Below are 21,128 nucleotides of genomic sequence, written 5' to 3'. Positions count from 1 at the left end.
AGATGGAATATCAAGTAAAACCAGCCGAAGGGCGCTTGGGTATCCTGCTTCCGGGACTGGGAGCAGTTGCCACCACATTTATTGCAGGAGTAGAGGCGATCAGAAAAGGTTTCTCGCAGCCTGTAGGTTCACTTTCTCAGATGGGCAACATCCGCCTGGGTAAGCGTACAGACAACCGCAACCCACTGATCAAGGACTTTGTGCCACTGGCAAACCTGAACGACATCGTTTTTGGTGGCTGGGACGTGTATGAAGACAACGTGTTTGAGGCGGCCGTAAACGCGAAAGTGCTGGAGCCGATGCTGCTGCACTCGATCAAGCCGGAGCTGGAGGCCATTAAGCCGATGAAAGCTGTGTTTGATAAAGCTTATGCTAAAAACCTGGATGGCACCAACGTAAAAGAGGCTGCTACCAAATACGAACTGGCCGAGGCGCTGATGGACGACATGCGTACCTTCAAAGAGGAAAACGGCTGCGACCGCCTGGTGATCGTGTGGTGTGGCTCTACGGAGGTATACACTGAAATAAGCGACGTGCACGAAACAGTAGCTGCTTTTGAGGAAGGCCTGCGCAACAACGACCCGCGCATTGCGCCAAGCATGATCTACGCTTACGCGGCGATTAAAATGGGTGTGCCTTATGCAAACGGTGCCCCTAACCTGACAGTAGACATTCCGGCGCTTCTTGAGCTGGCAAAAGAAAAAGGAGTAGCCATTTCCGGCAAAGACTTCAAGACAGGTCAGACGCTGATGAAAACCATCGTAGCGCCAGGTCTGCAGGCCAGAGCGCTGGGCATCAACGGCTGGTTCTCTTCTAACATCCTGGGTAACCGCGACGGTCTTGTACTGGACGATCCGGATAACTTCAAGACAAAGGAAGTGTCGAAACTGGGCGTGCTGGAAGACATTCTGCACCCGGAGGACAACCCGGAGCTGTACGGTGATCTTTACCACAAGGTACGCATCAACTATTACCCTCCTCACGGCGACAACAAAGAGAGCTGGGACAACATCGACATCTTTGGCTGGCTGGGTTACAAGATGCAGATCAAGATCAACTTCCTGTGCCGCGACTCAATTCTGGCTGCACCGATCGTGCTTGACCTTGCCCTGTTCACCGACCTGGCACAGCGCTCAGGTATGAGTGGCATACAGGAGTGGCTGTCGTTCTACTACAAGTCGCCGCAGACAGCGGAAGGCCTGCGTCCGGAGCATGACATCTTCAAGCAACTGATCAAGCTGCAGAATACCCTGCGCCACATCATGGGCGAAGACCTGATCACGCACCTGGGCCTGGACTACTACGAAGACATGGTAGAAGAGTCGCTGTAAGCTGAATATATGCTGAAATTACACAAATTGGTTTCCACCAGCCTGGGCATCGGCTACATAGGCAAGGGGGGCGGTACAGTAGCTGCTGTGGCGGCCTGCCTGTGCCTGTATGCGCTGCCGCAGGCAGGTGGAAGCCAGCTTGTTATCTGGCTTCCTGTCATCACCCTGCTGCTCACGGTTCTGGGCGTTTGGTCGGCCAACGAAGTGGAGCCGCACTGGGGCAAAGATGATAAGAAAGTAGTGATAGACGAAGTGGCAGGCATGCTGATCACCATGCTGTTTATACCTGTGTCGCTCAGCACCCTGCTGGCCGGGCTGGTGTTGTTTCGCTTCTTCGATATTGTGAAGCCGCTTTATATCCGAAAGCTGGAGAAAGTGAGGGGAGGATTAGGCGTGATGCTGGACGACGTAGTAGCGGGTGTTTACGCAAATATTGTTTTACAAATATTGCTTTACCTGAAGCTATTCTAAATGTTTACCTTTCTGAAGGCGCAGGCTGCTTCTCTGGTAGCTTCCGCTGTCGACTTTCTGGTCACAGTGCTGGTGGTGGAACTGCTCGGCATTTGGTATGTGGCAGGCACCGTAATAGGCACTATTTCAGGGGGCATAACACATTTTGCACTCGGCCGGAACTGGGTGTTCCAGGCTTCACATAAAACTGTGCCGTCCCAGGCAGCTAAGTATCTGATCATCTGGAAGGGGAGCCTGGTACTCAACGCATCAGGGGTGTATGTGATTACACACTATGGTGGTCTGCCTTACCTCTATTCCAAAATTATCACCTCTCTGCTTGTTGGCTTTTTCTACAATTACATTTTTCAAAAACGATATGTATTCAAATAAGAATATGTATAGCGTATACCTATACCGGCTGATTTGCTTCATGCTGCTCATGGCGGCTGGAGTACAGGCCACACCAGTGATGGCCCAGGGCCTCACCACAATTAAAGGCACCGTAAAAGACGCTGCCACCAACGAGGCGCTCATCGGCGTTTCTGTTTTTATACCTGGCACCAGCACTGGTACCAGCACCGACTACGAGGGAAACTTCCAGATCCGGACAAACCAGATCGTTAATAAAATACAATTCTCATACCTGGGATACCAGACCACCACCATGGCCGTGACGCCTGGGCAGGAGCAGACGCTGCACGTGAGACTGCAAACCGACGCCAAAGTGCTGAACGAAGTAGTGGTGGTAGGTAAAAAGCGCAAGGTAAAGTATAGCAATAAGGATAACCCGGCGGTTGACCTGATCAGGCTGATCGTGGACAACAAAGCCAAGAACAGGCCGGAAAGCTACGACTACGTGCAGTATGAACAGTACGAGAAAACGCAGATGTCGCTGGTGAACACACCGGAAAAACTGAAGCGCAATCTTCTGCTGCGCAAGTACGACTTCATTACCAACAACATTGACACTACCGTGCTCGCCGGCAGAGCGATCCTGCCTTTCTTCATACAGGAGGAGCTGACGGAGCAGTATTACCGCAAGTCGCCGCAGACGCGCAAGACCGTGGTAAAGGCCGAGAAGAAAGTAGACTTCGGGGAGTTTGTCGACAACCAGGGCATCATGGCCTACATGCAGCACATGTACCAGGACGTGGACATCTACGACAACAACATCACCATCCTGACAAACCAGTTCCTGAGCCCGATCGCCGACATGGCGCCTACGTTCTACAAGTTCTACCTGAAAGACACGGTGACAGCCGAGGGTGGTCAGCAACTGGCCAGACTGCAGTTTGAGCCGCGTAACCCATCAGCCTTTATGTTCACCGGCAGCCTGTACGTGACGCTTGACGGCACCTACGCCGTGCAGAGTGTGGACATGGAGGTGAGCAAGGGCGTAAGCATCAACTGGGTGCGCGACCTGAAGATCAAGCTGGACTTTGAGAAGAACCCGGACGGCCGTTATCACCTGAGCAAAAGCGGTCTTAAAGCCGACTTCGGCCTGACGCAGAACAGCGACATGGGCTTTTATGGGGAGCGCGTGGTTTCCTTCAGGGACTACAAGATAAATGAAGCACAGCCAGCCTCACGCTACGAGGGTGAGGCTATAGTAAGGGCACAGCAAACAGTCCAGCAGGGGGAGGACTTCTGGCAGGCCAGCCGGCACGACTCACTTTCTGCCGTGGAGGTGAATACCTATACCAACATCGACAGCCTGGTGAACATGAAATCTTTCAGGCGCACCATGGACTGGGGCACCGCCCTGATCGCGGGGTATAAGCGGGCAGGTTCCAAGATCGAGATAGGCCCGATCAATACGTTCTACAGCTTCAACCCGGTGGAGGGTTTCCGTCTGCGCTTTGGTGGACGTACAACAAACAACTTCAGCAAAAAAGTGATGCTGGAGACTTACACCGCTTACGGTTTCAAAGACGAGAAGTGGAAATACTACCTCGGCGGCACCTACTCGCTCACCGACCGCTCCATCTGGGAGTTTCCGGTGCGTGCCATCCGGGTGAGTTACCAGAAAGACACCAACATACCGGGTCAGGAACTGCAGTTTGTGCAGGAAGACAATTTCCTGCTTTCCTTTAAGCGTGGCGAAAACGACAAGTGGCTCTACAACGAGACCTACAACATCGATTACCTGCGGGAGTTCGAAAACCACATGTCGTACCGCATCGGCTTCCGGAACTGGAGACAGTCCCCGGCCGGCTCACTGCAATACATCCCGGTAGGCGATGCCACCGGTGAGGACGAATCGCTGCCACTCCAACACCTCACCACCACGGAGGCTTCGCTTGAACTGCGCTGGGCTCCGAACGAGCAGTTTTTGCAAGGTAAGATCTACCGCACACCGGTCGCTAACCGGCACCCGGTGTTTACGCTGCGGGCGGCTGCCGGTCTGAAAGGTACGTTCGGGGGACAGTTTGAGTACCAGAAGGTAGCCCTGAATGTGAGCAAGCGCTTCTACCTGTCGCAGCTGGGCTATTCGGATGTGGTAACGGAAGGCGGTTACATTTTCGGGCAGGTGCCGTTCCCGCTGCTGTCGATTCACCGTGCCAACCAGAGCTATTCTTACCAGCTGCAGTCTTACAACCTGATGAACTTCCTGGAATTTGTGAGCGACCAGTATGCCAGCGTGCACATCGACCACGGTTTCAACGGCTTCATCTTCAATAAGCTTCCTTTGATCAAGAAAACGAAGCTGCGGGAGTTTGTCACTTTCAAGGCGTTGTATGGCAAAGTGCGCGAAGAAAACATGCCTCACGAAAACCCGGATCTGCTGCGCTTCCCGACAGATGCCAATGGTTTGCCACTCACGTATACTCTTGAAAACAAGCCTTATATGGAGGCGAGCGTAGGTATAGGTAACATTTTTAACTTCTTCAGAATTGACGTAGTGAAGCGTCTGACCTACCTGGATCATCCAAATGTGTCCGATATAGGTATAAGGGGCAGGTTTAAGTTTGATTTTTAATACTTACAACATAGAAGTATGGACATGAAATCAGTGCGCGACGCGTTGCAGCAGGGAATCTACACGGTGATCAACCCTTTTGTGCGACTTCTGATCAGGCTGGGGTTCACACCCAACGCTGTTACCACCACCGGGCTTATACTGAACATCGGGGTTGCGGCCATTTTTATCTGGGGTGGCGAAACCAGCAACAGAGGTGAGCTCGAATACGTGGGCTGGGCCGGAGCGCTGGTACTGTTTGCCGGCGTGTTCGACATGCTGGACGGGCAGGTAGCCAGGCTGGGCAATATGAAGTCTACTTTCGGCGCTATGTACGACTCGGTGCTCGACCGCTACAGCGAAATGATCATGTTCATGGGCATCTGCTATTACCTGATTTCGCATCACTACCTGCTCAGCTCACTCTTTGCCTTCATCGCCCTAATCGGCTCGATGATGGTGAGCTATACCCGTGCCCGCGCCGAGGGGCTTGGTGTGGAGTGCAAGGGCGGTCTGATGCAGCGACCGGAGCGGGTCGTGCTGATCGGGGTGTCAGCCATCGCCTGTGGTGTTACCTACTACTTTGTGGGGGCCGATTACAAGGTATACGTGCCGGGCATCCCGTTCCATGTGTTCGAGACTATGTCGGTGTTTACGCTACCTATCACCGTGATGGCGGTGATGACGAACATAACGGCTTATAACAGGCTGATGGACTCCAAAAAAGCCATGGAGCAGAAGGAGATGGCAACACGCTAAGAAGAAGCTTAACAACTTGAGAAAAATATTTTACCTGGCACTCCTGCTGCTTTACGCAGGTATAGGCAGTGCCAGCGGCAACAGTCTGGCAGGTATAGCCGAAGCAAAAGCCGACACACTGCCGGTGCCGAAGGGCATCAAAGAGCTGCTGTTTTACGTGCAGCGCGACCCGAATGCCAACACGGTGGTGTACGAGCTTAACCGGACGGCGCAGGGAGGGCTGAACGAAACGGAGCCGATTCACCCGTTCTGGATCCGGTATGCGGATGGGGGAGAGCAGAAAGAGCTGAATTACATTCAGCGCAAATTTGCCTACGGTCTGAACACCAAAAAACTGGGCAAAGACCACTATGAGGTGAAGTTCGTGAGTTATGGCAAACTCGCCCTATACCTGCGCAAGGCAGGGGATGGCAAGTACCGTGTCTATACCACCATAAACAAGAAAGAAGCTATACTGGACCGCGTGTTTGTGCGAATCGAAGGCGGTACATTTTGGGTGCCCAATGTGTTGTATGTTGAGCTGAGCGGCCGCGATGCCGCTACCGGAAAGGCAGTAACAGGACGTTTTAAACCTTAGTTTACAGATGAAAAAGAATTTCGTGTCTAACTCGCAGGAGTCTGTCAGGATGTTCAGATATGATTGGATGGAAGCCCTGTCCAAAGTGCACTGGACGGTGCCGCTTTACATTTACGTACCTGTCATCCTCTTCCTGAGCTGGCTGGCGCTATACGGGGAGCAACTGCCTGTGCTTGCCTTTGTAGGCTATGCCGCACTTGGCCTGTTTGTCTGGACGCTGACCGAGTATGTGCTGCATCGCTTCGTGTTCCATTATGTGCCGAAGGCGAAGTGGGCCCTGCGCCTGCACTTCATCTTCCATGGCGTGCACCACGACTATCCAAACGATGCCAGGCGGCTGGTGATGCCGCCGTCTGCCAGCATTCCCATGGCCACTGCGCTGTATTTTTTGTTTGCACTGGTGTTGTCAGGCGGAGAGCTGTATGCTTTTTTTGCAGCCTTTCTGCTGGGCTACCTGTTCTATGATATTTCGCATTATGCCCTGCACCACTTCAACTTTAAAGGCGAATTCTGGAAGAAGCTGAAAAAGCACCATATGCTGCATCATTACTCCGATGCTACAAAAGGCTACGGGGTGAGTTCTTCTCTCTGGGACAAGATTTTCGGTTCTGATTTTGACAAAAAATAAAATGAGTTTAACAACTACGGCAACAGAGGGGAAGGCGAAAGTAACACGGAAGAATGCCCTTGTTGTAGCCGCCCTTTCGATCGGTTATCTGCTGCTTTCGTACCTGCTGGTGGGGTTCAAATCTGATCAGCTGGTACTGGTGGGGCTGGCAAACGCCCTGTATTTTGCAACGCCCATCACCCGTAAGTTTATTACCGGCTTCTCGATCTTTATCGTGTTCTGGGTGCTTTACGATTACATGAAGGCCTTCCCGAACTACTGGTTCAACGCCGTGCACATCGGGGACCTGTACAATGCCGAGAAAGCAGTGTTCGGCATCCGGAATGGCGAAGGTATACTGAGCCCAAATGAATTCTGGCAACAGCACAGCAACGCCTTTCTGGATGTGATGAGCGGTATCTTCTACCTCAGCTGGATACCGGTGCCGCTGGCCTTTGCCGGCTTTCTGTTTTTCTGGAACCGACAGCAGTTCGTGTACTTCTCGCTCACATTTCTGCTCGTCAACCTGCTGGGATTTGTGGTTTACTACCTCTACCCGGCTGCACCGCCCTGGTATGTGCAGCTGCATGGCTTCGAGTTCATAGACAAAACACCCGGTAACACAGCCGGTTTGGTGCGCTTCGATGAGTTTTTCGGCATAACGGTATTCCATTCGCTCTATGCCAAGGGCTCCAATGTGTTTGCCGCCATGCCTTCGCTGCACTCTGCTTATCCGCTCATCGTGCTTTATTATGCCTTGAAGAACAGGCTGGGGATAGTAGCTAAAGTGTTTTTCACCATCATTACGGTTGGTATCTGGTTTGCGGCGGTCTATACCTCGCACCACTACGTGCTGGATGTGTTGGCAGGTATAGTATGCGCTTCCTGTGGCATCCTCTTGTTCAACTGGCTGGTGGCCAGAGAAGGTGCTGTGAGCAGAGCCGTTGGCCGGTTTGTAGCCGCCATCCGCTAACAAGGCCTGTAACCAGGCAAAACTTAATCTACACAACATGACAGAAGACAACTTCGCCTTACAAAACAAGCGTCTCTATGAGCAGCTGCTTAGGCTAACAGCAGGGGACTACCAAGCCTTTCTGTATGACTGCGACGGTACGCTGGCGGATAACATGCAGGCGCACAAAGATACTTACGTAAAAGTGGCTGCCGGTCAGGGCATCACGATTGATCCTGCCATTGTAGACGAGTTTGCAGGGCTGCCTATACCTGATGTGGTTGTTGAGATCAACAAGCGGTACGGGAGCAGCTTCGACCCGGAGGCATTTGAAAGAACAAAATCGGAGCTGTTCTACCACGAGTTCATCTCCGAGACAAAGCCCGTGCAGTTTGTGGTAGACCACCTGGTAGCCCATGCCGGCAAGGTGAGGATCGGAGTGGTGTCAGGGGGTTCCAGGAAGATGATTCAGAAGACGCTGGAGGTGCTGCAGATCGACCACCTGGTAGAAGCGCTGGTATGTGCCGGCGACACAGGGAAGGGAAAGCCTTTTCCAGATCCGTTTTTGCTGGCGGCAGAAAAGCTGGGCGTAGCACCCGAACATTGCCTGGTGTTTGAAGACGGAGTGCCCGGCGTGCAGGCTGCTGAAGCAGCAGGTATGCGATGGGTGAGGGTAGACGAGGTATAGGGAACAGGCCAACTACTTTGGCCTTGTGTAAACATCAGAAATAACGCTAATTTTTAGACGAAAGTAAAACCGCTCCTGCATGGCAGGAGCGGTTTTTTTATGGCTTTGGCAACGAATACCTCAAAGTAGAAACCAGAGTTGGACTGTATGAACAGGCTACAATAGCTACCGCGTTGGAGGGTAAAATCAAACCGATCCTTCGTTTATCACATCTTTTCGGAGTTTCATCACTTTTAGTTGAAGTCCTGTTTGCTGTTTTCTAATCTTACTCCTGTTAAAGGCCTGGTAATCAGCTAGGCGGGTGCAAAAGGAACAAGACCAGACAGAAGAAACGATGAAATTAACGATCAGAAACATCTCCAAAACCTATTCGAATGGGGTGCAGGCCCTGCACAACGCCAGTTTGACAATTCCCGCAGGTATGTATGGCTTGCTGGGACCGAATGGAGCCGGTAAATCCACACTGATGCGCATACTGGCTACGTTGCAGGAGCCGGACGAAGGACAGATCTTATTCGGAGACATCGACGTGGTGCGGCAAAAAGAGAAAGTGCGTGAAACGCTGGGCTATCTGCCGCAGGAGTTCGGCGTGTACCGCAACGAAACAGCCGAGCACCTACTCGATCACTTCGCGATCCTAAAAGGAATCACGAGCCGTGCCGACCGCACTGAGGTAGTTCAGCAATTGTTGCGGCAGACCAACCTTTGGGAGGTCCGCAAGCAGAAGCTGGGTGGCTACTCAGGCGGCATGCGGCAGCGCTTTGGTGTGGCAGTGGCCCTGCTTGGCAACCCGAAATTGCTGATCGTGGATGAACCTACTGCCGGGTTGGACCCCTCGGAGCGCGTACGATTTCTGAACCTGCTCTGTGAGTTGGGTGAGAACAGCATCGTCATTCTTTCGACGCACATTGTGGAGGATGTATCGGAGCTGTGCACGCACATGGCCATTATCAACAAAGGGGAAATACTCCTGGAAGCAGAGCCGTTGCAGGCAATAGACGCCATGCAGGGGCAGGTATGGCGCAAGGTGATCTGGAAAGAAGAACTCTCGGAAATAGAGCGTGGGCATGCTGTGATCTCAACCAGATTGCAGGCTGGGAAGTTTGTGGTGCGCGTCTGCAGCAGCAGTTTACCAAGCAATGGGTTTGAGCCTGTGGAAGCAACGCTGGAGGATGTTTATTTCAGCACCATGGCCGGACTTAAAGGCAATCGACAAGTGCAAGCCGGAAAGGAGGTGGTGCTATGATGTTCTGGGCGATGTTCGGTTTTGAGCTGCGCTACCAGCTGCGCCGCATTTCCACCTGGATCTATTTCGGTATTTTTCTGCTGCTGACTTTTGCAATGGTACTGAGCTTTACCGAGAATGTGTACAGCGGAGATTATTTCCTGAATGCACCTGTTGTGATAGCGGCTATTTCAGCCATTGCCAGTTTGCTGGCACTGCTGGTGATAGCAGCCGTGGCCGGCGAAGCAGCGACACACGACTTGCGGTCCAGAATTGATCCATTGTTGTACACAACGCCTGTCAGTAAGTTTGCCTACCTGGGTGGTAAGCTGATGGGGGCCTTTGCCGTGGTCGCACTGGTCATGCTGGCGCTGCCCTTGGGTCTGTTGCTGGCGCTGGTAGTGCCAGGTATAGACCCTGTGCTCTTTGGCCCATTCCAGTTCTCACCCTACCTGAGTTCCTTTCTGGTGATCGCGCTTCCCGCTGCCTTTGTTTCCACGGCTATGTTGTTTTCGCTGGCCTTGCTGAGTCGCCATGCCATGGTGAGTTTTCTAAGCGGCGGACTGCTGTTTATGATGGCACTGACAAGCAAAGAAATGCTGGCAGACCAGCTGGGCCAATGGGATTTAGCTAAGCAGCTGGACTTCTCTTGCTTTACCATAGTGGCTGAGTTCAGGAAAACACAGACACCTCTTAACATCAATACCCAACTGTTGCCGCTAGATGGATGGCTGCTCTGGAACAGGTTGCTCTGGCTGCTGATAGCGTTTGGCTTTATGGCCGTTGCCTTCGGTCGCTTTCGATTTGCACACCATGTCAGTTCAGGTTGGTGGAGCCGGATCATGAAGCGCAAACCCATAGAGGCACCGATCGCAGATGCAGTACCGATTGCCGTTCCACAGGTTCAAAAGAACTTCCGGTTGCGCTCCCGGCTGCAACAGACGGCTGCCATCACGCTACAGACCTATCGGGAAAACATGAAAAGCTGGGGCTGGATTGCTTTGTCAGGTATAGCGGGGCTACTACTGGTGCTTTTGCCGGAGTGGCTGGAGGGCTCGCTCGGAGTGCCGACGCTTCCTACGACTGCCCGCATTACAGCCATTTACAACCTGTTCATGTTACGCCTGGTCGTAGTTGCGGTCATGGTGGTGTATGCCGGGCAGCTTATCTGGCGTGAGCGGGACGCCCGGATCAGTGATATAGCCGATGCGGCCCCCGTGCCTAATTGGGTTTTGCTCTTCAGTAAGCTGAGTAGTTTGGTGCTGATGCTGCTTAGTCTGCAACTAGTTTTTCTGCTGGCAGGTATAGCCACGCAGCTATCGCAGGGGTATAAAGTGCTGGAGATCGGCTTATACCTGCGTATGCTCTTTGGGCTGCAATTGATAGACTACTTATTGGTTGCGGTGCTGGGAATGGTCGTGCATGTACTGGTGAATCATAAATACCTGGCGCACATCATCACGTTTGTCACCTTTCTCTTCAGTGTATTCGCGCATGAAATGGGCGTGGTAAACAAGCTTTTGATTTACGGTGCAGACCTTGGGTGGTCTTACTCGGATATGCGTGGTTTCGGGTCGCAGTTAGCATCCTGGATTTGGTTTAAACTATACTGGGTAGCCTGGGCACTACTACTGGCACTGCTTACTCTCAGGTTTTGGGTGAGAGGCCGGGAAACAGGTATAGGGCAACGAATACGCCGTGCGGTGCTGCACCCATCAAAACCACTGTTACTGGCACTCGCATGCGGATTGCTGGCGATTTTTTCGCTGGGTGCTTTTGTGTTCTACCAGACGGATGTGCTGACTGAGCAACTGTCAAAAGATGAGCTACTAGCAAGACGTGCCACTTATGAACAGCTCTATGGAAAGTATCATGGGGTACCGCAGCCAACGCTGACAGCCACCAGCCTGCACGTAGAGTTTTTCCCCGATCAGGGGGAGGCGTGGGTGAGCGGAGTTTATACCCTTCAGAACAAAAGTAGGGTAGCCATTGACACGATACACATTGCCACAGCTCTTGGTGTCGATACCAGGGATTTGCAGTTTGACCGGGCGACCATAACTTTGCTCGAGGATCAGCAACATCACCATTCCATTTTCATCCTCGAAAAGGCTCTGCAACCTGGTGATTCGTTGGAGTTGAGTTTTGACATCCAATATATGCCCAAAGGCTTTGCCAGGAAAGGTGCTGATTATGCAGTGACAGCGAACGGCAGCTATTTTCTAAATCATGCGTGGCTACCTGCCATCGGCTACCAGGCAAACCGGGAATTGCATCTTGCACGCGACCGGCAGGCACATCAGCTTCCTCCAAAACCGGCTATTCAGCCACTGCAGGAAGGAGAAGTGCAGCATCAGAACGCTGATCAGGAGCGAATCCGCTTTGAGGCGGTGGTAGGCACTTCCGCAGACCAAACAGCCGTTACAAGCGGCGCCCTGCAGTATACCTGGACAGAAAAAGGGAGACGCTACTTTTACTATGTGGCTGACGCACCCATACGCAACCTCTATACTTTCTATTCGGCTGCCTATGCCATACGCGAAACCGAGTGGCAGGATATCCTGATCCAGGTGCTTTATCACCCGGCGCATGTCCATCAGGCGGATCGGCTGTTCAAAAGTGCGGAAGCGTCGCTAAAATACTATACCCGTCATTTTGGGCCTTACCCGCACCGCCAACTCCGCTTGGTCGAGTATCCCGGGGCCGGAGGCGGGGCATCGGCCTATCCGGGTACCATTGCCCTGACGGAGAATTTCTCCATGCTGAACCCCGAGGAAGATTGGCGGGATATCGACCTTGTTTTTGCGGTAGGGGCACATGAAGTGGCACACCAATGGTGGGCGCATCAGCTGGTGCCGGCTGACATGGAAGGAGCGGCCCTGCTGACCGAGAGTCTGGCCTGGTACAGCGCACTGGGAGTGGTAGAGGCCACTTACGGCGCAGAGCATCTGGAAAGGCTCCTGTGGGTGATGCGCCAGTCTTATCTCACACCCCGCTCCAAGGCCGATGTGCCGCTGCTACGGGCTTCAGATCCTTTTATGCGTTACAGGAAAGGCCCTTTCGCCATGTATGCCCTAAAAGAATACCTGGGAGAGGAGCAGGTGAACCGGGCCCTGTGCAAGCTGCTGCAAAAGTTCGGTTCAGGTGAGCCCCCACTGTCCACATCCCTGCATCTGTACCGCGAATTGCAGGCGGCCGCCCCGGATTCATTGCAGTACCTGTTGGTCGACCTGTTCGAAAAAAACACTTACTGGAATCTGGAAACGAAGCAGGCTGTAGCAGTTCCGACAGCGGATGGACAATGGAGCGTGACCCTGGATGTCCGGGCGCAGAAGTCGGTGGTGGACACCTTAGGCAGGGAAACGGCTATACCTGTACAAGATCTGGTAGAAGTAGGAGTGTATGCCGCTGGTCAGGACGGCCAGTTAGGAGAGTTGCTATACCTGGAGAAGCACAGGTTACATGCCGGGGAACAGCAAATCCAACTCACTGTTCCCGCTAAGCCGGCTCACGCAGGTATAGACCCGCGCAACCTGCTGATCGATCTGGAGATGATGGACAATGTCAGAAAGGTGACCATTCAGAAACCGGCTGCGCCTACAAAAGCCCTTTATGTACGACAGTCAGCGCAACTGATCAATTTCATGCTGGATACCATGTTTTAGCACCATCCGTCACAAAATTAACCGCATTCATCACATTTTTTGTTTATACTCAACGCTTTAATTTATCATTGTTTTATGAATGATATGACACTGGACAACCACATCGCAAAGCCACTCCAGACGGCTAAAATAGAGTTCTGGGTGGCGACTGCTATTTTTGTTTTTTCAATCTTCTCGCTCTCTACTTCTTACGAACCTAATCAATGGTTTTTTGAGAGGGCAGGGATTGAATATCACTTCTACAAGCACTATTTCTGGCCGCAGCTGATCCGCTATACCTTGCTGTACCTGGCATTTCTGTTCCTCAACTTCAGGATCATACCCAAGCTGATGCAGAAGGAACGCGTGGCACTTTATTCCCTGCTGCTGCTTGGGCTATACCTGACCTATGCCTTCGTGGCGGGCGTGCTCGACACCTATACCAAGAGCTACCTGTTAACCTGGGAGTATGGCGGTGAGCAAGACTATGGCCTGATCTTTCAGGATAGCTTCCGTCATGCGCTGTTTCTGTTGCTACTGGTCAGTATCTATACCTTTATCAAGTACAGTGGGCTCTACCTGATTGCCAACGCTACGGCGATCTCGGCCCGGTACCGGATCATCAACCGTGATACGCTAACGGCCTTTATCATCTGGATGATCAGTGTGTTTTTACTGATGGTTTTCAATTTAGAGATGGAGTTCACGCTGACCCTGGCGATCGTATCGCTTAGCGCCTTGCTGCTATATTGCGGTGCTTTCTATTATCTGATCCCGAATGCGCTCAAGTCAGAACGTCCTTTCAGGAAATACCTCCTCGTATCACTACTGGTAGTCATACTGGCCTATTTGCCGGTTGCATTTTTGCTGCTGATGTTCTTTCATGACGAAGACCACGCTTTTGGCCTGAGCTTTTTCAACTCCCTGTTCCAACTGGTGGTGACAGTGCCTTTTGTCTGGTTTCTGTTTAAGCGCCAGATGAAGGGGAGAGAGGAAGTATTTGTACTCAAGAAGGAGCTGGGATCGACGAGTGCCAACCTCGATTTCCTGCGCTCCCAAATCAACCCGCACTTCTTGTTCAATGCCCTGAACACGCTCTATGGTACAGCATTGCAGGAGAACAGCGAACGCACCGCGCAAGGTATACAGATGTTGGGTGACATGATGCGCTTTATGCTGCACGAGAATCACCAGCAAAAAATCCTGCTCTCCCGCGAAATCGAGTACATGCGCAATTACATTGACCTGCAGCTGCTGCGCACCTCGGCCTCACCAAACATCTCAATCGAGACCAAGATAGAAGAGGTGGTAGGAGATAAGTACATTGCCCCTATGCTGCTCATTCCTTTCATCGAGAACGCCTTTAAACATGGGATTAGCCTGAAGCACAAATCCTGGATCAGGATAACCTTGCATACCGATAAGGATAAGCTGTACTTTGACGTATACAATAGCAAGCAGAAAAAGTCGGAGCAGGATCCGGAGAAAGACAAATCAGGTATCGGCCTGAAGAATGTGAAGCAGCGTCTCGAGCATTTGTACTCGGACAGACACGAACTGATCATTCGCGATACGCCGGAAGAATTCTTTGTGCACCTCACACTCCAATTATAAGTATATTTAAAGCAGGTATAGCAGACAAGGTATAGCAACAGGTATGAGAGCAATAGCAATAGACGACGAGCCAATGGCGCTGGAAGTGGTACGGGCACATGCTGCCAAAGTGCCTTACCTGGAGCTGGTGGGTTGTTTTACGGATGCCTTTCAGGCGCTGGAGTTCCTGCAAAACGAACCGATTGACTTGCTGTTTCTGGATATTAAAATGCCGGACATCTCTGGACTGGAGTTTGTGACGAGCCTCCAGAAAAAGCCGATGGTGATCTTTACGACCGCTTACTCTGAGCACGCCGTTACCAGCTTTGAGCTGGATGCGGTTGATTACCTGCTAAAGCCATTTTCGCTGCCCCGGTTTATCAAGGCCTGCAACAAAGCACAGGAACTCCTGCAATTGCGCGGCACGACAGCTCCGGTGAAGGACTATCTCTTCCTCAAAACCGGCTACGAGCAGGTGAAGGTGCACTACGACGAGATCCTATACCTGGAGGCTGCGGGCAATTACGTCACTTTTGTGCTGGAAGGAAAAAAACTGCTCTCGCGGATGACCATACAGGAACTGAGCGAGCAATTGCCTGCCGATAGCTTTGTGCGGGTGCATCGTTCTTACATCGTCGCTAAAAAGCAGATCGATAAGATAGAGCGCCACCAGGTATGCATCAAAGGAAATGAGGTGCCTGTGGGGGCCTCCTACATGCAGCAGCTGCACAGTATCTGACCGCTATACCTGAAAATAGTAGAGTTTAGCTTATAAAAAAAGGCGCTCCGGGAATTCCCGGAGCGCCTTTTTTTATGATGTGGATTGCTATACCTATTGGTTCGCTTCCAGCCACTTTCTGGCGTTCACGAAGGCTTCCATCCAAGGTGATACCTCATCGTGACGGCCTTTCGGATAGTGCGCCCACTGCCACTGCAGGAGCGAACGTTCGATGTGTGGCATCATCACCAAGTGACGACCTGTTTCATCGCAGATCATGGCGGTGTTGTAGTCAGAGCCGTTCGGGCAGGCCGGATAGGTCTCGTACGCGTACTTCGACACGATCTGGTACTTATCCTCGGTGTGCGGCAAGCTAAAGCGACCTTCGCCGTGCGATACCCAAACCCCTAGCGTAGCACCGGCCAGGCTTGAAAGCATTACCGATTTGTTTTCCTGGATAGTCAGGGAAGTGAAGATACTTTCGTGTTTCTGGCTCACATTGTGCAGCATTCTCGCCTTCTGATCATGCCCCATCGTGATGAAACCAAGCTCTACAAACAGCTGGCAGCCGTTGCATATACCTACCGATAGCGTGTCTTCGCGTTTGAAGAAGTTCTCAATGGCAGTCTTTGCTTTCTCGTTGTACATAAAGGCACCTGCCCATCCTTTGGCAGAACCCAGCACGTCCGAGTTAGAGAAGCCACCCACGGCACCGATGAATCGAATATCCTCCAGGGTCTCTCTTCCAGAGATCAGGTCGGTCATGTGCACGTCCTTCACGTCGAAGCCGGCCAGGTACATAGCATTGGCCATTTCACGCTCCGAGTTACTTCCTTTCTCCCGAATGATCGCCGCCTTGATTCTTGGCTTAGAACTGTCGATGGCTGGCTTCTTGCCGTCAAATCCTGCCGGGAAGGTATAGGTCAGTTCGTGCTTTTTGTAGTTTTCAAAACGCTCTCTGGCGCTATGCGGGCCACTTTGCTTGATATCCAGTAGGTAGGAAGTTTTGAACCAAGTGTCACGCAGTTGTGCGATGTCGAAGCTAAAAGCTGCTTCGCCGTTCTTCAGCTCCAATGTAGCGCTTGATGTGCTCGTGCCTATTTTATAGAATGCTACATTGTTGGATTTCAAGGTTTCTTCAACCTCTGCCGAAGCCTGGAATACGATACCGATATTCTCAGCAAACAGCACTTTAATAGAGTCCTCTTCGCCCAGTGAGGTCAGGTCAATGGAAGCACCCAGGTTATTGTCAGCAAAGCACATCTCCAGTAAGGTCGTGATCAAACCGCCACTGCCAATGTCATGGCCCGCCGCTATCTTATCTTCTTTGATCAGCTGCTGCAACGTGTTGAACGCATTCTTGAACAGGGCTGCATCAGTGATATCTGGTGTTTCGTTACCGATCTTGTTGACAACCTGCGCAAAAGAAGATCCACCTAACTTAAAGGCATCATTTGACAAGTTGATGTAGTAAATGTTGCCGCCATTGTGCTGCAACACCGGCTCTACCACCTGGCGCACGTTGCTGCAGTTACCTGCTGCTGAGATGATCACCGTACCTGGCGCAATTACATCCTCGTCCTTGTACTTCTGCTTCATCGAAAGCGAGTCCTTGCCGGTTGGGATGTTGATGCCCAGGGCAATAGCGAAATCAGAACAGGCCTCCACCGCTTGATACAGACGAGCATCTTCTCCTTCGTTCTTGGAAGCCCACATCCAGTTAGCAGAAAGCGAAACGCTCCTTAAACCATCCTTCAAAGGTGCCCACACGATGTTGGAAAGTGATTCACCGATGGCATTGCGGCTACCCGCTGCCGGATCGATCAGGGCTGAGATAGGGGCATGGCCAATGGAAGTGGCTATACCTTCTTTGCCCTGGAAGTCCAGTGCCATCACACCGCAGTTGTTCAGTGGCAATTGCAGCGGGCCAGCGCACTGCTGCTTCGCTACGCGGCCACCCACGCAGCGGTCTACTTTATTCGTGAGCCAATCTTTACAGGCGACAGCTTCCAATTGCAACACCTGCTCCAGGTAGGTATGCAGCTGGTTTTGTTCGTAAGTTACCGCCTGGTATTCCCGGGCAACGGTCTTGTCGTTCATCACCACTTTTGGCGAACTGCCGAACATATCGCTCAGCTCCAGATCCATCGGTTTCTGGCCCGTAGAGGCAGACTCGAAGGTAAAACGGTGGTCACCGGTCACGTCGCCCACGGTATACATTGGAGCACGTTCACGTTCCGCTATCTTTTGCAGGGTCTCGATATCTTCTTCACCGATCACCAAACCCATACGCTCCTGCGATTCGTTGCCGATGATCTCTTTGGCTGAAAGGGTAGGGTCGCCTACAGGCAATTTATCCAAGTCTATTTTGCCGCCGGTTTCTTCCACCAGTTCAGAAAGGCAGTTTAAGTGGCCACCAGCACCGTGATCGTGGATCGAAACAATCGGGTTGTGCTCGCTTTCCACCATACCACGAATGGCATTGGCAGCACGCTTCTGCATTTCCGGGTTGGAACGCTGGATGGCGTTCAGTTCTATACCTGTGCCGTGCTCGCCTGTGTCAGCAGAAGAAACCGCTGCACCACCCATACCGATGCGGTAGTTCTCACCACCCAGGATCACAATTTTATCGCCCGTTTTCGGGTGTCCTTTCTGAGCTTGGCTTGCTTTGCCGTAGCCAACGCCACCTGCCAGCATGATCACTTTGTCGTAGCCCAGTTTACGTGGAGCCTCGATCTGATCCGCTTTTTCGTCGTGCTCAAACGTCAGCACCGAACCAGTGATCAGCGGCTGTCCGAACTTGTTACCGAAATCAGTAGCTCCGTTAGAAGCCTTGATCAGGATATCCATCGGCGTTTGGTAGAGCCACTGTCTTTCCTGCGTCGCTTGTTCCCACGGACGGTCTTTCTCCAGTCGCGACAAAGCGGTCATGTACACGGCAGTACCAGCCAGCGGCAGGGCACCCTGTCCACCAGCCAGGCGGTCACGAATCTCACCACCAGAACCTGTTGCAGCACCGTTGAAAGGCTCTACTGTGGTCGGGAAGTTGTGTGTTTCTGCTTTAATCGAAATAACCGATTCAAAATCACTTACCTGGTAATAATCAGGTACATCGGCACGCTTCGGGGCAAATTGCTGTACCACCGGCCCTTTGATAAAGGCCACATTGTCTTTGTAAGCAGAAACGATGTCGTTCGGGTGTGTCTCTGATGTTTTGCGGATCAGTTTGAACAGAGAGCTTGGCTTCTCTTCGCCATCGATCACAAACTTGCCGTTGAAGATCTTGTGGCGGCAGTGCTCTGAGTTCACCTGCGAGAAGCCGAATACTTCAGAATCAGTCAGCGGTCTGCCAACTCTTTCAGATAGCTTATTCAAGTACTCCACCTCTTCCTCGCTCAGCGAAAGCCCTTCCTGTTTGTTGTAAGCCGCAATATCCGTTACCGGCTGCACCGGCTCCGGCTGTATGTTGATCGTGTAAATCTCTTGATCTAGACCGTTATACTTTTGCGAAAGCATCGGGTCAAAATCCGTGAAGTCCTCCGTTACGATGGCAAACTCTTCGATACGGATTATACCTTCGATGCCCATGTTCTGGGTAATTTCCACGGCATTGGTACTCCAAGGCGTGATCATAGCAGCACGTGGGCCAACAAAAAAGCCACTCAGCACAGTTTCCTGCTTTAGAGTGGCGTTGCCGAATAACCATTCCAGTTTTTGGATGTCAGTAGCGTTCAGGTCACCTTCGCTTTGTAAGGCGTACACTGTATCAGGTTGACTAAAAAAGAAGTGAAGCATGCTTAGTTTTTATTTCTATACGCAAAGATACGGTTCAAATTGAGATAATTGGGCAGGTAGGGGAGCCAGGTTCAGAGGCATTTCTAGCGTGAGCATATTGCCAGCACGACAATATGTACTTACTAACTGAGGTAACAGTGTGGAGAGAAGAATCTCCTGATTGTTGCTCATCTAAATTCGAATTTTCCTGGATTGCCAATTTCAGTCCAAAAGTAAGGATATTTTTTGGAGAAGCGTAGGAGAGAGCGGGGTATAAAGTTTTGAGACTGAAAAAGCCGATACACTTCGTTTGGTTTGAAGGCATGGATCGGGACCAGGCAGGGAAAAATATACTAATAGCAAGAAGAACTTTTAAATACTTGTAATAGTTGAGGGGAAATAGCAATTTTGCATTGTTATACATAAGATGACAAAACAGCAGCACATATTGCCATACCCATTCTACAACGATTATTACACCCTCGTGTATGTCTGGGAAAGGTATGTGCATTGCTGTACTGCATAGCATTGTAAGTAAAAACACTTCTATACCATGAGCCCAGGCATCCGCCTGGGCTTTTTTTATGTCCGAAATTTTAAAATCATCCCAAAAAATGAACGCATTAAAAGAGAACGTAGAGATTTTTCTGCCAGAAAACGGCCTGGAGCAAAAGCTGGAGCAGGCTGAGCGGGAGAACCGCAAACTGGTTATTAAACTGGGTTTTGACCCAACGGCGCCTGATCTGCACCTGGGGCACGCCATCGTGCTGAAGAAGCTGAAGCAGTTCCAGGACCTGGGCCACCGCATCGTGATCGTGATCGGCAGCTTTACAGCCCGGATCGGCGACCCTACCGGCAAGAACAAGTCACGACCGCCATTAAGCAAAGAGGATGTGGCGGTCAATGCACAGACTTACGTGAATCAGCTTTCCAAAATCCTGGACGTGAGCCGCTGCGAGATCGTGTACAACTCCGACTGGCTCGACACATTGCAGCTATCCGAAATGATACAACTCCTCTCGAAAGTGACGGTGGCGCAGATCATGCACCGCACCGACTTCAGCAAGCGTTTCCAGGAGAACACGCCCATTGCCATGCACGAACTTTTCTACCCGATCATGCAGGGTTTCGACTCGGTGAAGATACAGGCCGATATAGAAATGGGCGGCACTGACCAGCTCTTTAACTGCACCATGGGACGGCAGCTGCAAGAAACAGAAGGAATGTCTCCACAGATTGTGATGTGCATGCCTTTGCTGCGCGGTACCGACGGGCACGAGAAGATGAGCAAGTCGCTCAACAACATCATCGGGCTGACAGACGAACCAAACGAGATGTTCGGCAAGATCATGTCTATACCTGACACGCTGCTACCCGACTACCTGCAACTGGTAACGGATTTCAGCCAGGCCGAAAAGCAGGAATGGCTGGAGAAACTGGCGCAGGGAGAGAACCCGATGACGCTCAAAAAAGCCATCGCCCTAAACGTGATCGGCCAGTACCACAACGAGGCGGAAGCTATGAAGGCGCAGGAGTTTTTTGCGCAGCGCTTTCAGAGCAAAACTTTCCAGGAGAAGAACTTCACGCCGGTGAGCCTGCAAGAGCTAGAAGGTATAGAAAGCGAAGTAACGGTGATTGACCTTTGTAAACTGTTACTCCAAAACGAGAGCAAGGCCAACCTGAAAAGGCTGATCGAAGGGGGAGGTGTAACGGTAAATGACGAAAAGGTGCTTGGTGCGCAAGAGAAGATAAAGCTGGAGACTGCCACGAAAATCAAGCTGGGCAAGCGGCATTACTTTGAGTTGGTGTAAGGTAGAGGAGCGTGAAAAAGCAAACGCCACGCAAGGT

General features: G+C 51.7%; 15 protein-coding genes. 14 read left to right on the top strand and 1 reads right to left on the bottom strand.

The window, feature by feature from the left end; genetic code table 11:
- Positions 1–2: 2 nt before the first annotated feature.
- The 13 genes from I0P70_RS18645 to I0P70_RS18585 all read left to right on the top strand — a co-directional run bounded on the left by I0P70_RS18645 (position 3) and on the right by I0P70_RS18585 (position 15,527).
- Positions 3–1,331 (top strand): inositol-3-phosphate synthase, encoded by a 1,329-nt coding sequence (locus I0P70_RS18645; RefSeq protein ID WP_196120664.1) that lies wholly within the window; start codon positions 3–5, stop codon positions 1,329–1,331.
- 9 nt (positions 1,332–1,340) lie between these two features.
- A complete protein-coding gene (locus tag I0P70_RS18640; RefSeq protein WP_196120663.1) occupies positions 1,341–1,802 on the top strand; it encodes a phosphatidylglycerophosphatase A in 462 nt (153 codons plus the stop codon).
- On the top strand, positions 1,803–2,174 hold the full coding sequence (locus I0P70_RS18635; RefSeq protein ID WP_196120662.1) for a GtrA family protein: 372 nt from the start codon (positions 1,803–1,805) through the stop codon (positions 2,172–2,174).
- Positions 2,161–4,764: a DUF5686 and carboxypeptidase-like regulatory domain-containing protein gene (locus I0P70_RS18630; RefSeq protein WP_196120661.1), complete on the top strand. Its 2,604-nt coding sequence runs from the start codon at positions 2,161–2,163 to the stop codon at positions 4,762–4,764. The genes I0P70_RS18635 and I0P70_RS18630 overlap by 14 nt, the downstream gene beginning before the upstream one ends.
- A gap of 18 nt (positions 4,765–4,782) precedes the next feature.
- Positions 4,783–5,502, top strand: coding sequence for a CDP-alcohol phosphatidyltransferase family protein (locus tag I0P70_RS18625; protein ID WP_196120660.1), 720 nt, complete (start codon positions 4,783–4,785; stop codon positions 5,500–5,502).
- 16 nt (positions 5,503–5,518) lie between these two features.
- On the top strand, positions 5,519–6,079 hold the full coding sequence (locus tag I0P70_RS18620) for a DUF4833 domain-containing protein (RefSeq protein WP_196120659.1): 561 nt from the start codon (positions 5,519–5,521) through the stop codon (positions 6,077–6,079).
- A 7-nt stretch (positions 6,080–6,086) separates the two neighbouring features.
- Entirely contained in the window at positions 6,087–6,707 is a 621-nt protein-coding gene (locus I0P70_RS18615) for a sterol desaturase family protein (protein ID WP_196120658.1), read from the top strand.
- Between the two features lies 1 nt (position 6,708).
- Entirely contained in the window at positions 6,709–7,659 is a 951-nt protein-coding gene (locus I0P70_RS18610; protein WP_196120657.1) for a phosphatase PAP2 family protein, read from the top strand.
- A 37-nt stretch (positions 7,660–7,696) separates the two neighbouring features.
- Positions 7,697–8,326, top strand: coding sequence for an HAD family phosphatase (locus I0P70_RS18605; protein WP_196120656.1), 630 nt, complete (start codon positions 7,697–7,699; stop codon positions 8,324–8,326).
- 334 nt (positions 8,327–8,660) lie between these two features.
- Positions 8,661–9,572 (top strand): ABC transporter ATP-binding protein, encoded by a 912-nt coding sequence (locus I0P70_RS18600; protein ID WP_196120655.1) that lies wholly within the window; start codon positions 8,661–8,663, stop codon positions 9,570–9,572.
- The gene (locus I0P70_RS18595; RefSeq protein ID WP_196120654.1) at positions 9,569–13,216 is read left to right on the top strand and encodes a M1 family aminopeptidase; all 3,648 of its coding nucleotides are present in this window, start codon (positions 9,569–9,571) and stop codon (positions 13,214–13,216) included. Before I0P70_RS18600 ends, I0P70_RS18595 begins: the two co-directional genes overlap by 4 nt.
- Before the next feature lie 75 nt (positions 13,217–13,291).
- Positions 13,292–14,809 (top strand): sensor histidine kinase, encoded by a 1,518-nt coding sequence (locus I0P70_RS18590; protein WP_196120653.1) that lies wholly within the window; start codon positions 13,292–13,294, stop codon positions 14,807–14,809.
- Positions 14,810–14,852: 43 nt separating this feature from the next.
- On the top strand, positions 14,853–15,527 hold the full coding sequence (locus I0P70_RS18585) for a LytTR family DNA-binding domain-containing protein (RefSeq protein ID WP_196120652.1): 675 nt from the start codon (positions 14,853–14,855) through the stop codon (positions 15,525–15,527).
- A gap of 93 nt (positions 15,528–15,620) precedes the next feature.
- On the opposite strand, the gene purL is transcribed toward I0P70_RS18585, so the two are convergent.
- Complete coding sequence (gene purL / locus I0P70_RS18580; protein WP_196120651.1) at positions 15,621–19,301, bottom strand: phosphoribosylformylglycinamidine synthase; 3,681 nt, start codon at positions 19,299–19,301, stop codon at positions 15,621–15,623.
- A gap of 593 nt (positions 19,302–19,894) precedes the next feature.
- On the opposite strand from purL, the gene tyrS reads away from it, so the two are divergent.
- Entirely contained in the window at positions 19,895–21,091 is a 1,197-nt protein-coding gene (gene tyrS / locus I0P70_RS18575; protein WP_196120650.1) for a tyrosine--tRNA ligase, read from the top strand.
- Positions 21,092–21,128 lie beyond the last annotated feature (37 nt).

The organism is Pontibacter sp. FD36 (assembly GCF_015686655.1).
In the GTDB taxonomy this organism is placed as follows: domain Bacteria; phylum Bacteroidota; class Bacteroidia; order Cytophagales; family Hymenobacteraceae; genus Pontibacter.
Note: the sequence above shows the minus strand (reverse complement) of the source record. Positions and strands in the feature narration are given on the sequence as shown.

Coding starts and splice junctions, on each gene's coding strand:
- I0P70_RS18645 (WP_196120664.1), top strand. CDS start 3: ATGGAATATCAAGTAAAACCAGCCGAAGGGCGCTTGGGTATCCTGCTT.
- I0P70_RS18640 (WP_196120663.1), top strand. CDS start 1,341: ATGCTGAAATTACACAAATTGGTTTCCACCAGCCTGGGCATCGGCTAC.
- I0P70_RS18635 (WP_196120662.1), top strand. CDS start 1,803: ATGTTTACCTTTCTGAAGGCGCAGGCTGCTTCTCTGGTAGCTTCCGCT.
- I0P70_RS18630 (WP_196120661.1), top strand. CDS start 2,161: ATGTATTCAAATAAGAATATGTATAGCGTATACCTATACCGGCTGATT.
- I0P70_RS18625 (WP_196120660.1), top strand. CDS start 4,783: ATGGACATGAAATCAGTGCGCGACGCGTTGCAGCAGGGAATCTACACG.
- I0P70_RS18615 (WP_196120658.1), top strand. CDS start 6,087: ATGAAAAAGAATTTCGTGTCTAACTCGCAGGAGTCTGTCAGGATGTTC.
- I0P70_RS18610 (WP_196120657.1), top strand. CDS start 6,709: ATGAGTTTAACAACTACGGCAACAGAGGGGAAGGCGAAAGTAACACGG.
- I0P70_RS18605 (WP_196120656.1), top strand. CDS start 7,697: ATGACAGAAGACAACTTCGCCTTACAAAACAAGCGTCTCTATGAGCAG.
- I0P70_RS18600 (WP_196120655.1), top strand. CDS start 8,661: ATGAAATTAACGATCAGAAACATCTCCAAAACCTATTCGAATGGGGTG.
- I0P70_RS18595 (WP_196120654.1), top strand. CDS start 9,569: ATGATGTTCTGGGCGATGTTCGGTTTTGAGCTGCGCTACCAGCTGCGC.
- I0P70_RS18590 (WP_196120653.1), top strand. CDS start 13,292: ATGAATGATATGACACTGGACAACCACATCGCAAAGCCACTCCAGACG.
- I0P70_RS18585 (WP_196120652.1), top strand. CDS start 14,853: ATGAGAGCAATAGCAATAGACGACGAGCCAATGGCGCTGGAAGTGGTA.
- purL (WP_196120651.1), bottom strand. CDS start 19,301: ATGCTTCACTTCTTTTTTAGTCAACCTGATACAGTGTACGCCTTACAA.
- tyrS (WP_196120650.1), top strand. CDS start 19,895: ATGAACGCATTAAAAGAGAACGTAGAGATTTTTCTGCCAGAAAACGGC.